Below are 13,537 nucleotides of genomic sequence, written 5' to 3' on the forward strand. Positions count from 1 at the left end.
GATCGTCCGGCGGCGACACTGACCCCATGCCCGCAACCGGTCCCAAGGCCGACCTCCAGGTATACCTCCAGGACGCCCGCGATGTGCTGCTGTGGAAGCTGGACGGCCTGTCCGAGTACGACGTCCGGCGGCCCCTCACCCCCACCGGCACCAATCTGCTCGGACTCGTCAAGCATCTCGCCGGTGCCGAGGCGCTGTACTTCGGCGCGACCTTCGGGCGGCCCTTCGACGACGGGCCCGCACTGTGGATCACCGGGGACGCCGAGCCGGACGCGGACCTGTGGGCGCGGCCCGAGGAGACCCGGGAGGAGATCACCGGCCTGTACCGGCGTGCGTGGGCCCACTCGGACGAGACGATCACCGCGCTGCCCCTGGACGCGGTAGGCCAGGTGCCCGGTGGGCCGGGGAACGACATCACGCTCCACCGCGTCCTCACCCACATGGTCGCCGAGACCCAGCGGCATGCCGGGCACGCCGACATCGTCCGGGAACTGATCGACGGAGCGGCGGGGCAGCGCGAGAAGGGCCTCAACATGTCTCCCGGCAACGCCGAGGCACGGCAGGCGCACCGCAGCCGTGTGGAGGAGGCGGCCAGGGCGGCGCGACTCCGGTACGCCTAGCGCTCCGTCACCTTGCCGGCCGCGACCTCCAGGCGGCGGGTCACCCGTACCGCGTCCAGCATCCGCCGGTCGTGGGTGACCAGGAGGAGCGTGCCCTCGTAGGAGTCGAGGGCCGACTCCAGTTGTTCGATGGCGGGCAGGTCGAGGTGGTTCGTCGGCTCGTCCAGGACGAGGAGGTTGACGCCGCGGCCCTGAAGCAGGGCCAGGGCGGCCCGGGTGCGTTCGCCCGGGGAGAGGCTCGCGGCCGGGCGCAGCACATGGTCCGACCTCAGGCCGAACTTGGCCAGCAGGGTGCGCACCTCGGCCGGCTCGGTGTCGGGGACGGCCGCGCAGAAGGCGTCCAGCAGGGCCTGCGGACCGTGGAACAGCCCGCGGGCCTGGTCGACCTCGCCAACCAGGACGCCCGAACCGAGCGCCGCGTGCCCGGCGTCCAGGGGGGTCCGGCCGAGCAGCGCGCCGAGCAGGGTGGACTTGCCCGCGCCGTTGGCACCGGTGACCGCGACCCGGTCCGCCCAGTCGATCTGGAGGGAGACCGGGCCGAAGGTGAAGCCGCCGCGCCGTACCTCCGCGTCCCGCAGTGAGGCCACGACCGAGCCGGAGCGCGGGGCCGCCGCGATCTCCATGCGCAGTTCCCACTCCTTGCGGGGCTCCTCGACCACATCGAGGCGCTCGATCATGCGCTGGGTCTGGCGGGCCTTCGCGGCCTGCTTCTCGCTGGCCTCGCTGCGGAACTTGCGGCCGATCTTGTCGTTGTCGTTGCCCGCCTTGCGGCGCGCGTTCTTCACGCCCTTGTCCATCCAGGCGCGCTGCGTCTGCGCCCGGTCCTGGAGGGCCGCCTTCTTGTCGGCGTACTCCTCGTAGTCCTCCCGGGCGTGCCGACGGGCCGTCTCGCGTTCCTCCAGGTAGCCCTCGTAGCCGCCGCCGTAGAGGTTGATCCGGTGCTGGGCGAGGTCGAGTTCGAGGACCTTGGTGACCGTGCGGGTGAGGAACTCGCGGTCGTGGCTGACGACGACGGTGCCGGCGCGCAGTCCGGTGACGAAGCGTTCGAGGCGCTCCAGGCCGTCCAGGTCGAGGTCGTTGGTGGGCTCGTCGAGCAGGAACACGTCGTAGCGGGACAGCAGCAGTGAGGCGAGACCCGCGCGGGCCGCCTGGCCGCCGGAGAGGGAGGTCATCGCCTGATCCAGGTCCACGGCCAGGCCGAGCGAGTCGGCTACCTCCTCGGCCCGCTCTTCCAGGTCGGCGCCGCCCAGGCCCAGCCAGCGCTCCAGGCTCGCCGCGTAGGCGTCGTCGGCGCCGGGCGCGCCCTCGACGAGTGCCTCGGTGGCCTCGTCCATCGTCCGCTGGGCCTCGGCGACGCCGGTGCGGCGGGCCAGGAACTCCCGCACGGTCTCACCGGGCCGGCGCTCCGGCTCCTGCGGGAGATGTCCCACGGTCGCCGTGGGCGGGGAGAGCCTGAGCTCGCCTTCTTCGGGCACGGCCAGTCCGGCGAGCATCCGCAGCAGCGTGGACTTGCCCGCTCCGTTGGCCCCGACGAGCCCGATCACGTCCCCGGGGGCGACGACGAGGTCGAGGCCGGAGAAGAGCGAGCGGTCGCCGTGGCCGGCGGCGAGGTTCTTGGCGACGAGGGTGGCAGTCATCAGAACGCCGATCCTAACGGCCCGGCCGCCCGCCGCTCAGCCGGGATTTCCCGCGCGTCACCGCCGCCACCAGCACGCTCCCCGACGTCCGGGCCACCACGAAGGCCTCCCCCTTCACCGTCTTCGCGTCCAGCGCGATGCGGTGCCGCCCGCTCTCCAGCACTCCGTCGAAGACGTCGTGGGCGTGGGTCCGGGAGAGCCGGTCGAGACGGTACGCGGTCAGGCGCACCCGGCAGGGCGAGGCGACCTGGACGTCCGCCTCGCCGCCACCGGCCGCCAGGTCGGCCGCGAGGCGGGTCAGGCGGCGCTGTGCGAGGGGGCCGCGGTCCAGGGCCTGTTCGACCTGCGCGACGAGCAGCGGGACGATCGGGGCGAGGCCGTCGACGAAGACCGCGGCGATCCCGGCGCGCTCGAACACCCGGCGGGCGGCGGCCCGTTCGTCCTCGCCGAGGGCGGGGCCGCAGGCGACGGCGCCGTACGGGCGCAGCTCCTCGGCGGGCACGTCGTCGACGTCGCCGGCGATGTCGGCGCCGATGCCGGTGGAGCGCAGGGCGGCGGCGAGCCTGGCGAGCAGGGCGACGCGGGCGCCGATCAGCAGGACGCGGCGGCCGGGCGCCGCGCCGGGGCCCACGCCGGGGCAGTCGGCGTCGCTGTCGAGCAGGGCGCCCAGGGCCGCCCGGTACTCGGGCCCGTGGAAGCGGAACGGCCCTACGCCGTGGTAGCCGTTGAACTCGAGGTCCGCGTCATCGTCCGTCTGCCAGGCGAAGTCCCGCCAGACGTAGTCGTCGCCGTCCCGTTCGATGACGGCGGTGACCGCGCCGCACGCCAGGTCCGCGCACTCGGGGCAGCCGTAGATGACGAACCGGCCGTCCGGGAGCGGCGCCCCGTTCTCCAGCAGCAGGCCGCGGACCTGCGCGGTGAAGATCGCGGGCGGCACGTCGGAGGCGAGCGGGGAGACGGCGTCGAGGTCGGAGAGCCGCAGCAGCAGCGGACGGCCGTCGACCACGAAGTCCAGGAAGTCCCGGTGGAGCTGGTAGCCGCCGTCGGCGAGGACACCGCCGGCGCGCGTCGCCGGTGCCAGGCCGAAGGTCGCGTGTGCGGCAGACATGCCGTGAGTATTCCCAGAGCGGGACGGATCTGAGCGCTGCATGACATATTCCGCTACCGCCATGCGCTACCGCCGTCGCGCCCGGGTGGCGGCCGGGCCGGTTCGCCCGGCCGCCTGAGCCCGTCAGCTGCCGGGAACGTGCCGGCCGGCGCGCGGTGCTCCCACGCCGTCCAGGGTGGTGGCCTTCGGCGCGGCGGACGTGCTGCCCGAGGTGGCGCGGGTGAACGCGGCGGCGCCGCCGACGAGCGGCACCCGGGCCGACGTACGGGCCAGGTCCAGGGTGAGCTTCGGGGTGGTGGACGGCGGATCGATGAGGTCCTTGTCCGTGCCCGCGACGATCAGCGCCAGGCGGTGGCCCTCGGGGACGACGTGGTCGGTGGCCGCGAGGTCGAGCGTGATGGTGTACGCCTTGCCCGGAGTGAGCGGGACGCCCTTGCGGTCGGAGGCGTAGTTGCCGAGGTCGGCCCAGCCGCGGCTGAGGACCGTGTAGCCAACGGCGGCCGTCTTCGCCCGGGTCGCCTTGAAGCAGGCGCTGTCCCCGGCGGTGCTCGCGCCCCAGCAGGTGCGGTCGGTGAGCGTGGTGATGCCCTCGGCGGCGTCCGCGTAGTCCCGGATCGTGTCGGGGCCGAGGTCGACGAGGACGGCGGACAGGTGGGCCGTCGAGGTGGTCGGGGTGGCGGTGACGGTGACCTTGGAGGAGCCGGACAGTCGGAGGTCACGGGTGAGCGGCCGGGTGACGAAACCGGCCTTCTCGGCGGTCGGCCGGGTGATCCGCGCGGCCCAGTCGGTCTCGCTCAGCCGCGGGTCGTCGGTGAAGGTCTCGGTGCCGGAGCCCTTGCGCAGGCCGAGAGTGCCGACGCCCGCCTGCGGGCCGGTGGCCGGGCGCAGCGTGGTGGCCCGCGTGGTGCGCGGCGGCCAGATCTTCGAGGTGGCCCACTGGTCGGGGTGGCGCTCGATGTCGGCCATCGGCTCGCGGTCGATGCCGTTGGCGTAGCCGAGGAGTTCGTGGTCGAACCAGCGGTGCAGGGTCTCGACCCAGTCGGCGCGCCGGTAGTCGAAGGGGTCGACGTGCCCGGTCTGGGAGAGCCAGATCTTGCGCTCGACGCCGTGCTTCGCGAGGGCGTCCCACCACTGGCCGAAGTGCTTGGTGCGGACGTTGAGGTCCTGCATGCCGTGCACGAGGAAGACGCTCGCCCGTACCTTGCCCGCGTCCTTGACGTAGTCGCGCTCGGTCCACAGGGACGTCCGGTCGCCGGTGCGCGGGGCTCCGTCGATCAGCTTCTGCTGGACGGCGGCGCACTTCGCGTGGGCGCCGTCGCTCTCCACCGCGTCGGACAGCGCGTCGGGGCCGGAGTCGTACAGCGGGGCGCCCTTGGCGAAGTAGTAGTCGTACCAGGAGGAGATGGCGCTGATCGGCACGATCGTCTTCAGTCCCTTGACGCCGGTGGCGGCGACGCCGTTGGCGATGGTGCCGTCCCAGCTCTTGCCGATCATGCCGGTGCGGCCGTTGGTCCAGGTCGCCTTGACGGTGGTGGTGCCGGTGCGGCTGGTGTAGGCGCGGGCGCGGCCGTTCAGCCAGTCGACGACGGCCTTCGCGGACTGGATGTCGCTGCGGCCGCCGATGTCGACACAGCCGTCGGAGCGGTTGGTGCCGGCGAGGTCGACGCCGACGAAGGCGTAGCCGCGGGGGACGAAGTAGTTGTCGTAGAACAGCGGCATCTGCACGACGTGGCCGCTCGCGTCGTAGGTCTTCTTCTGGCTCTCGTTGCCGCGCCCGCAGCAGGAGTAGTACGGGCTGGCGTCCATGATGACGGGGATCTTGCGGCCCTGCCGGGCGGGTTCGCCCGGCCGGACGATGTCGGCGGCGACGCGGTCGGTCCTCCCGTCGCCGTCGCCGTCGAGGCCGGTGTCCACCCAGACGGACTCGCGGACGGCGTCGGCGTAGGAGTAGACCGGCCGGCTCTCCCCCGGGGCCGGTGCGGCGTGGGCCGCGGCCGGGGTGAGGAAGGCGGCCATGAGGACGGCGACGGCCGCTGTCGCGAACGTTCTCCAGATCGTGAAGCGCGTGCGTTTCGGCATGCGCGGACGGTACCCCGGTCAACTCCCGTGCAGAAGGGGGCATATGAGTGGTCGTCGGGTTCGTGACGGCCGAATGGCGATCGTGTGACACGGGGTGCTGTGGACACGCCAGGAGCCACAGGGTCTGAATAAGCTCCGAACAGACTTGTCGTCCCTACGACTTGGAGCTTACGTGCACCGCAGAATCCTCGCCCCGGGCGTACTCGCGGCGGCCTCCCTCCTGCTGGCGATCCCGGCATCGGCCGCGAGCTACGCACCCGGCGCACCGGGCATCGGCGACCCCTACTACCCGTACTACGGCAACGGCGGTTACGACGTCTCCCACTACGACCTGAGGCTCCAGTACCAGCCGGCGACGGACGAGCTCCAGGGCACTGCGACGATCCTGGCGCGGACCACCGAGGACCTGTCCCGCTTCGACCTGGACTTCCTGCTGGACGTGAGCGAGGTCCGGGTCAACGGCGCCAAGGCGGCCTTCGCCGGCTCCGGGCAGCACGAGCTGGAGATCACTCCGAAGACGCCGCTGGCGAAGGGCACGCCGATCACCGTCGTGGTCCGCTACAGCGGGGTGCCGTCGACGAAGAGCGCCTACGGGTTCTCGACCTGGCACCGCACCCCGGACGGGGCCGTCGCGGCGGACGAGCCCGAGGCCGCCTGGTGGTGGTTCCCCAGCAACGACCACCCGCTGGACAAGGCCACCTACGACGTGTCGGTGGCCGTGCCGGACGGCACCCAGGCCATCTCCAACGGCACGCTTCAGTCCACGAGCTCGAAGCTCGGCTGGACCCGCTACACCTGGCGGCAGAACAAGCCGCAGGCGACCTATCTGGCCACCCTCGCGGTCGGCAAGTTCGACATCACGACCAGCACCTCCGAGGGCGGTGTCCCCGTCGTCAACGCCTACAGCAAGGACCTCGGCGACAACGACGGGGCGGCACGGGCGAGCGTGGAGCGGACCGGGGAGCTGGTCGACTGGCTCAGCGGCTATTTCGGGCCGTACCCGTTCGCCTCGGCGGGCGGCTACGTGCCCGACACCACCACCGGGTACGCGCTGGAGACGCAGACCCGGGTGTACTACAGCCCCAAGCAGTTCGCGAACGGCTCCAACACCTCCGTGGTGGTGCACGAGCTGGCGCACCAGTGGTACGGCGACGACGTGTCGCTGAAGGGCTGGAAGGACATCTGGATCAACGAGGGCTTCGCGCGGTACGCGCAGTGGCTGTGGTCCGAGCACGAGGGCGAGGGCACCACGCAGGAGCTGGCGGACTACGTGTACGCCTCGCACCCGGCCGACGAGGCGTTCTGGACGGTCGCGCCCGGTGACCCGGGGCCGGACAACCAGTTCGACGCCGCGGTGTACGACCGGGGCGCCCTCGCCGTCCAGGCACTGCGGGGCGAGGTCGGCGACGACGCCTTCTTCGCCATCCTCAAGGGCTGGCCGAAGGAGCACGCGTACGGCAACGCCTCGGTGGCCGACTTCCAGAAGTACGCCGAGCAGGTCTCCGGCAAGCCCCTCGCGACGCTCTTCGACACCTGGCTGTTCCAGCCGTCGAAGCCGTCCGCGCCCACGGCGCGTACCGCGTCGATCGCGAAGCCGGCGGCGGCGCCCGTCCGGCCGAGGTCGTGGAAGAAGATCGAGGCGACGAACGACGTGCACGCGCGCTGACGCCGTGCGGGGCCGGGCTCGCCCGGTGGCCTCAGCCCGGCCCCTCCCCGTGGTCGTACACCGTCACCGCGATCCCCCGCTCGACCAGCCGTTCGGTGATCAGCGGCTCGATCCGGGACCACTTCCCGCCCGCGAGCCCGCAGCCTATGCGGGGCATGTGCACGGACGCGCCGAGTCCGGCCGCTTCGTCGGCGAGCCGGCCCAGCGCCGCGTCTATCGCCTCGTAGCGGACCGGGACGCCCTTGCTTCCCGTGCGTATACCGCGCTGGCCGACCATGTTGGCCACCCACACGTACCGCTCGACGCGGACCAGCTGGACGGCGCCGAGGCCGAAGTCGTTCGCCGCGCGGTCGCGGTGCCAGGCGCGGTACGCGGCCTCCGGCTCCGGCCAGCGGCGCGAGAGGGCCAGCACGAAGCCCTTCCCCCAGCCGCCGATGTCGTTGCAGACATGGGCGATCACCTTGACGCCCTTGACCGACGGCACGGTGGCGTCACCCCGGACATACGAGATCCCCGACATGACGCCACCGTAGAGGCTGCCACTGACAGTGGCCGTGACCTGCCGCTTCGCCCGCTACCTCAGTCGGTGAGGCCCCTCAGCTCCCGGTCGGCGGTCCGCTCGACCCGGCGGCGCACCCCGAACCAGCCGCCGATCAGCAGCACGGCGATCAGCGGGATGAGGAACAGGGTCCTGCGGCCGACCTCGGGGTCGTTCCACATCATGCCGAGGCAGGCCAGCAGGAACGCGACCGTGGCGATCTCGGTGACCGGGCTGAACGGCAGGCGGAAGTGCGGCCGGGTGACCTCGCCGGCCCGGGCACGCCGGACGAAGACCAGGTGGCAGACCATGATGATCACCCAGGTGCTGATGATGCCGAGGGAGGCGACGTTCAGCACGATCTCGAAGGCCTGGCTCGGCACGAGGTAGTTCAGGACGACACCGACCACACACACCGCGCAGGTGAGCAGGATGCCGCCGTAGGGGACCTGGCTGCGGTTCATCCGGGCGGTGAACTTCGGCGCCGAGCCGGCCATCGCCATGGAGCGCAGGATGCGGCCGGTGGAGTACAGGCCGGAGTTCAGCGACGACATGGCGGCGGTGAGCACGACCAGGTTCATCACGTCACCCGCGCCGGAGACGCCGATCTTCGACAGCACCGTCACGAAGGGGCTCTGGTCGGCGGAGTACACCGAGCCGGGCAGCAGCAGGGCCAGCAGGACGACCGAGCCGACGTAGAACAGGCCCACGCGCCACATGATCGAGTTCACCGCGCGCGGGACGACCTTCTCCGGCTCGGCGGTCTCGCCCGCGGCGACACCGACCAGCTCCAGGGCGGCGTAGGCGAAGATCACGCCCTGCATGACGAGGACCACCGGCATCAGGCCGTGCGGGAGGACGCCGCCGTTGTCCGTGATCAGGCTCAGGCCCGGGGTGTGGCCGTCCACGTGGTGCTGGGTGGCCAGCAGGAAGATGCCGATCAGCATGAAGGCGACGAGGGTGGCGACCTTGATGATCGCGAACCAGAACTCCATCTCGCCGAAGATCTTCACGGAGATCAGGTTCACGGCGAGGACCACCGCGAGGGCGATCAGGGCGAGCACCCACTGCGGAACCGGCGTGAACAGGCTCCAGTAGTGCGTGTACAGCGCGATCGCGGTGATGTCGGCGATGCCGGTGGTCGACCAGTTCAGGAAGTACATCCAGCCGGCGACGTAGGCGCCCTTCTCACCGAGGAACTCGCGCGCGTACGACACGAAGGATCCGGAGGAGGGCCGGTAGAGCACCAGCTCGCCCAGGGCCCGCACGACGAAGAAGGCGAAGACGCCGCAGACCAGGTAGGCCAGGGCGAGCGCCGGGCCCGCGTTGTGCAGACGGCCGCCGGCGCCCAGGAAGAGTCCGGTGCCGATGGCGCCGCCGATGGCGATCATGTTGACGTGGCGGTGCTTGAGGTCCTTGCTGTAGCCGGCGTCGCCCGCGTCCGCGGGTGTACGGGCCGCCCGGGGGTGGTCGGCGACCTGTGCCGAGTGCACGGCGTCCTTGCTCACGGGTGGTTCCACTTTCTGGTGCCCCGGGATGTCGTGACCCCGGGTGTCCGAACGTGTTCCGGCCCGCACCACCCTTGTGTCGCGGCACAGACCAAGACAGCAGCTTCCCAGGGGCATCCCGGGCCATGCGATGGTCCACATCACACAGCGGCACTTCTCACATGGACGTCACATGTTTCACAGCACTGGTGGGACAGCGATACTGCTGCACATGACGACCGATGCCGAGACCGACGCCGACGACGGTGCCGGGCAGCCGACCCTCACCGTCGACGAGCTGGCCGCCCGCGCGGGCGTCACGGTCCGCACGGTCCGTTTCTATGCCGCCAGGGGCCTGCTGCCGCCGCCGGTGCTCGGCCCGCGCCGGGTGGGTCACTACGGGCCCGGGCACGTGGCCCGGCTGGCCCTCGTCGAGGAGCTCCAGCAGCAGGGCATGACGCTGGCCGCGATCGAGAGGTACCTGCGGCAGCTGCCGCCGGATCTCACCGCGCACGACCTGGCCATCCACCGTGCGGTGGTCGCGTCCTGGGCACCGGACACCGAGGAGACGGTGTCGCGGCGGGAGCTTCAGCGGCGCGCGGGACGGCCGCTGACGCAGGAGGACATGGCCCGGCTGACGGCCATGGGCGTCGTCACGGCCGCCGACGGGGAAACGTTTCGGGTCGACTGTGGGCTGCTGCGCCTCGGGGTCCGGCTGCTCGACGTACCGCTGTCCCAGGACGCGATCCTCGCGGCGCGCACGGTGCTCGTCGAGCACTCGCGCGCCGCGGCCCGCGAGCTCTCCCAGCTCTTCCGCGGCGAGGTGGCGGAACGTGACACGCAGGACGTGAAGTCCCTGTCGGCGCATATGCACCCCTTGGTGGTGCAGGCGCTGCTGACGACGTTCCAGCGGTCGCTGCGACAAGAGCTGGGCGAGTGGCTCACGGACGATTCACGAGCGCGCTGAGTCGGCGAACCGCTCCCCCTTCTCCGCCTTCTCCACCAGCAGCGCGGGCGGGTCGAAGCGCTCGCCGTAGCGCTCGGCGAGCTCACGCGCGCGGGCCACGAATCCCGGCAGGCCCCCGTCGTAGCCGTTGATGTACTGGAGCACGCCACCCGTCCAGCCGGGGAAGCCGATGCCGAAGACCGAACCGATGTTGGCGTCGGCGACCGAGGTCAGGACGCCCTCCTCCAGCAGGCGGACGGTGTCCAGCGCCTCGGAGAAGAGCATGCGCTCCTGCATGTCCGCGAACGGGATCTCGGCGCCCGCGCGTGTGAAGTGCTCGCGCAGGCCCGGCCACAGCCCGGCCCGCTTGCCGTCCTCCCCGTACTCGTAGAAGCCCGCGCCGCCGCTGCGGCCGGTGCGGCCGAATTCGTCCACCATGCGGTCGATGACCGCCTCGGCGGGGTGCGCGGTCCAGGTGCCGCCCGCCTCCTCCACAGCCCGCTTCGACTCACCCCGGATCTTCCGCGGGAGGGTGAGCGTCAGCTCGTCCATCAGGGACAGCACCTTCGCCGGATAGCCCGCCTGCGCGGCGGCCTGCTCCACGGAGGCCGGCTCGATGCCCTCGCCGACCATCGCCACGCCCTCGTTGATGAAGTGGCCGATCACCCGCGAGGTGAAGAAGCCGCGCGAGTCGTTGACGACGATCGGCGTCTTGCTGATCTGCCGGACCAGGTCGAAGGCGCGCGCGACGGCCTCGTCGCCGGTCCGCTCGCCCTTGATGATCTCCACCAGCGGCATCTTGTCGACGGGCGAGAAGAAGTGCAGTCCGATGAAGTCGCTCTGGCGTTCGACGCCCTCGGCGAGCGTGGTGATGGGCAAGGTGGAGGTGTTGGAGCACAGCAGCGCGTCCGGGGCGACGACGTGCTCGATCTCCTGGAACACCTTGTGCTTGAGCGCCGGGTCCTCGAAGACGGCCTCGATCACCGCGTCGCAGCCGGCCAGGTCCTGTGCGTCGGCGGTCGGCGTGATACGGGCCAGCAGCGCGTCCGCCTTCTCCTGGGGCGTACGGCCCTTCGCGACGGCCTTGGCGCACAGCTTCTCGGAGTAGCCCTTGCCCTTGACGGCCGCCTCCAGGGACACGTCCTTCAGGACGACGTCGATGCCGGCGCGGGCGCAGGAGTAGGCGATGCCCGCGCCCATCATCCCGGCGCCGAGGACGGCCACCTTGCGGACCTGGCGGGGCTCGACGCCCTTCGGGCGGTTGGCGCCGGAGTTGACGGCCTGAAGGTCGAAGAAGAACGCCTGGATCATGTTCTTCGAGGTCTGCCCGGCGGCCAGTTCGACGAAGTAGCGGGCCTCGATCACCTGGGCGGTCTCGAAGTCGACCTGGGCGCCCTCGACGGCGGCGGCGAGGATGTTGCGGGGGGCCGGGTAGGGGGCGCCGCCCGTCTGCTTGCGCAGGGTGGCCGGGAAGGCGGGGAGGTTCGCCGCGAACTTCGGGTTGGCGGGCGTACCGCCGGGGATCCGGTAGCCCGGCCTGTCCCAGGGCTGCTGGGACTCCGGGTTGGCGTCGATGAAGGCGCGGGCCTTGACGAGGAGTTCCTCGGGGGTGGCGGCCACCTCGTCGACGAGGCCGTTGTCCAGGGCGCGTCGGGGGGTGTACTGGGTGCCCTGGAGGAGGACCTTCAGGAGAGCGTCGGCGATGCCGAGCAGGCGGACGGTGCGGACCACGCCGCCGCCGCCGGGGAGCAGACCGAGGGTGACCTCGGGGCAGCCGATCTTGGAGCCGGGCGCGTCGAGGGCGACGCGGTGGTGGCAGGCCAGGGCGATCTCGTAACCGCCGCCCAGGGCAGCGCCGTTGATCGCCGCGACGACCGGCTTGCCGAGGGTTTCGATGCGGCGCAGGTTCCGCTTGACGGCGAGGCCGCCGTCGAACAGTTGCTGTGCGGTCTCGGGGGTGACCCGGATCAGGTCGCGCAGGTCGCCGCCCGCGAAGAAGGTCTTCTTGGCGGAGGTGAAGATGATGCCGCGGATGTTCTCCTGCTCCGCCTCCAGGCGGTCGGTGATCGCGGCGAGGGAGTCGCGGAACGCCTGGTTCATGGTGTTCGCGGTCTGGTCGGGGTCGTCGAGGACGAGGGTGACGACACCGGTGTCGTCCTGTTCCCAGCGGATGGTGGTGCTCTCGGTCATGACAGTCGTCTCCGTTGAGGTCTTGTGATTCCGCGGGGAGTTCAGATGCGCTCGACGATGGTGGCGATGCCCATGCCGCCGCCCACGCACAGCGTGGCGAGGCCGTACCGCTTGTCCTGGCGCTCCAGTTCGTCCACGAGGGTGCCGAGGATCATCGCGCCGGTCGCGCCGAGCGGGTGGCCGAGCGCGATGGCGCCGCCGTTGACGTTGACCTTGTCCAGGGACAGGCCCATGTCCTTCACGAAGCGCAGCACGACCGCCGCGAACGCCTCGTTGATCTCGACCAGGTCGATGTCGTCGATGGTGAGGCCGGCCTTCGCAAGGGCCTTGCGGGTGGCGGGGGCGGGTCCGGTGAGCATGATGGTGGGCTCGGATCCGGAGACGGCGGCGGAGACGATCCGCGCGCGCGGGGTGAGGCCGTGGCGCTCGCCGACCTCCCTGGAGCCGATCGCGACCAGCGAGGCGCCGTCCACGATGCCGGAGGAGTTGCCCGCGTGGTGGACGTGGTCGATCTTCTCCACCCAGTGGTACTTCTGGAGCGCGACCGCGTCGAAGCCGCCCAGCTCGCCGATGTCGGCGAACGACGGCTTGAGCCCCGCCAGGGAGTCGGCGGTGGTGCCCGGGCGCGGGTGTTCGTCGTGGTCGAGGACGACGAGGCCGCTGCGGTCCTTGACCGGGACCACCGAGCGGTCGAAGCGGCCCTCCTTCCAGGCGGTGGCGGCGCGCTCCTGGGACAGGGCCGCGTACTCGTCGACGTCCCGGCGGGTGAAGCCCTCGATGGTGGCGATGAGGTCGGCGCCGATGCCCTGCGGCACGAAGTTGACGGCGAGGTTGGTCGTCGGGTCGTTGAACCAGGCGCCGCCGTCGGAGGCCATCGGCACCCGGGACATGGACTCCACACCGCCGGCGAGGACGAGGTCCTCGAAGCCGGAACGGACCTTGGCGGCGGCCATGTTCACCGCCTCCAGGCCGGAGGCACAGAAGCGGTTCTCCTGGACGCCCGCCACCGTGTCCGGCAGTCCGGCGGCGATGGCCGCGATCCGCGCGATGTCGGAGCCCTGGTCGCCCACGGGGCCGACGACACCGAGGACGATGTCGTCGATCGCGGCCGGGTCGAGGCCCGGGAAGCGGTCGCGGAGCTCGTGGATGAGGCCGACGACCAGGTCGATGGGCTTGGTGCCGTGCAGGGCGCCGTTCGCCTTGCCGCGGCCGCGCGGGGTGCGGATCGCGTCGTACACGTACGCTTCGGTGCTCACTGGGGTGCCT

The 13,537-nt window shown here is 71.5% G+C and carries 10 protein-coding genes; 3 read left to right on the forward strand and 7 right to left on the reverse strand.

The features are described from left to right. Positions 1-26 precede the first annotated feature (26 nt). Positions 27-620 (forward strand): DinB family protein, encoded by a 594-nt coding sequence (locus ACWGJM_RS15405; RefSeq protein ID WP_453412160.1) that lies wholly within the window; start codon positions 27-29, stop codon positions 618-620. On the opposite strand, the gene ACWGJM_RS15410 is transcribed toward ACWGJM_RS15405, so the two are convergent. From ACWGJM_RS15410 to ACWGJM_RS15420, 3 genes are all read right to left on the reverse strand, one after another. Continuing rightward, positions 617-2,257: an ABC-F family ATP-binding cassette domain-containing protein gene (locus ACWGJM_RS15410; RefSeq protein WP_453412161.1), complete on the reverse strand. Its 1,641-nt coding sequence runs from the start codon at positions 2,255-2,257 to the stop codon at positions 617-619. The two genes, ACWGJM_RS15405 and ACWGJM_RS15410, sit on opposite strands and share 4 nt — an antisense overlap. 13 nt (positions 2,258-2,270) lie before the next feature. Further along, positions 2,271-3,365: an oxidoreductase gene (locus tag ACWGJM_RS15415; RefSeq protein ID WP_453412162.1), complete on the reverse strand. Its 1,095-nt coding sequence runs from the start codon at positions 3,363-3,365 to the stop codon at positions 2,271-2,273. Positions 3,366-3,488: 123 nt separating this feature from the next. Next, positions 3,489-5,444: a Xaa-Pro dipeptidyl-peptidase gene (locus ACWGJM_RS15420; RefSeq protein WP_453412163.1), complete on the reverse strand. Its 1,956-nt coding sequence runs from the start codon at positions 5,442-5,444 to the stop codon at positions 3,489-3,491. A gap of 172 nt (positions 5,445-5,616) precedes the next feature. On the opposite strand from ACWGJM_RS15420, the gene ACWGJM_RS15425 reads away from it, so the two are divergent. Beyond that, a complete protein-coding gene (locus ACWGJM_RS15425) occupies positions 5,617-7,110 on the forward strand; it encodes a M1 family metallopeptidase (RefSeq protein ID WP_453412164.1) in 1,494 nt (497 codons plus the stop codon). Positions 7,111-7,141: 31 nt separating this feature from the next. Here ACWGJM_RS15425 and ACWGJM_RS15430 read toward each other — a convergent pair whose 3' ends face one another. Together ACWGJM_RS15430 and ACWGJM_RS15435 are read right to left on the reverse strand one after the other, a co-directional pair. Next, entirely contained in the window at positions 7,142-7,630 is a 489-nt protein-coding gene (locus ACWGJM_RS15430) for a macro domain-containing protein (protein ID WP_453412165.1), read from the reverse strand. A gap of 59 nt (positions 7,631-7,689) precedes the next feature. Further along, entirely contained in the window at positions 7,690-9,156 is a 1,467-nt protein-coding gene (locus tag ACWGJM_RS15435; RefSeq protein ID WP_453412166.1) for an amino acid permease, read from the reverse strand. Positions 9,157-9,367: 211 nt separating this feature from the next. On the opposite strand from ACWGJM_RS15435, the gene ACWGJM_RS15440 reads away from it, so the two are divergent. Then, positions 9,368-10,102 (forward strand): MerR family transcriptional regulator, encoded by a 735-nt coding sequence (locus ACWGJM_RS15440; RefSeq protein ID WP_453412167.1) that lies wholly within the window; start codon positions 9,368-9,370, stop codon positions 10,100-10,102. Here ACWGJM_RS15440 and ACWGJM_RS15445 read toward each other — a convergent pair. Beyond that, on the reverse strand, positions 10,088-12,271 hold the full coding sequence (locus tag ACWGJM_RS15445) for a 3-hydroxyacyl-CoA dehydrogenase NAD-binding domain-containing protein (RefSeq protein WP_453412168.1): 2,184 nt from the start codon (positions 12,269-12,271) through the stop codon (positions 10,088-10,090). The genes ACWGJM_RS15440 and ACWGJM_RS15445 overlap by 15 nt on opposite strands. Positions 12,272-12,312: 41 nt before the next feature. Continuing rightward, positions 12,313-13,527, reverse strand: a complete 1,215-nt coding sequence (locus ACWGJM_RS15450; protein ID WP_453412169.1) for an acetyl-CoA C-acetyltransferase — start codon at positions 13,525-13,527, stop codon at positions 12,313-12,315. Positions 13,528-13,537 lie beyond the last annotated feature (10 nt).

This window comes from Streptomyces sp. NPDC054834 (assembly GCF_053611185.1).